The sequence below is a fragment of the Aquibium pacificum genome (assembly GCF_040839445.1).
Taxonomy (GTDB): domain Bacteria; phylum Pseudomonadota; class Alphaproteobacteria; order Rhizobiales; family Rhizobiaceae; genus Aquibium; species Aquibium pacificus.
In genome coordinates, this window is the sequence record NZ_JBDPGJ010000032.1 from 1 (window position 1) to 387 (window position 387).

General features: G+C 67.4%; 1 protein-coding gene. It reads right to left on the bottom strand.

Annotation, left to right across the window (positions count from 1 at the left end; translation table 11 throughout):
- Positions 1 to 387, bottom strand: a 387-nt coding sequence (locus ABGN05_RS30040) for an EF-Tu/IF-2/RF-3 family GTPase (RefSeq protein WP_367957716.1), incomplete at both ends; no start/stop codon positions are given.

Here is a 387-nt window from a genome sequence, read left to right on the forward strand (position 1 = left end):
TGCGGAAGTAGAACTGCGGACGGTAGTTGGTGAAGAACGGCGTGTGGCGCCCGCCCTCCTCCTTGGTCAGGATGTAGGCCTCGGCCTTGAACTTGGTGTGCGGCTTGACCGAACCCGGCTTGCACAGAACCTGCCCGCGCTCCACGCCCTCGCGGTCCACGCCGCGCAGCAGCGCGCCGATGTTGTCGCCCGCCTGGCCCTGGTCGAGCAGCTTGCGGAACATCTCAACGCCCGTCACCGTCGTCGACGTCGTCGGGCGAATGCCCACGATCTCCACCGTCTCGCCGACCTTGACCACGCCGCGCTCGACGCGGCCGGTCACCACCGTGCCGCGGCCCGAGATCGAGAACACGTCCTCGATCGGCATCAGGAACGGCATGTCGATGG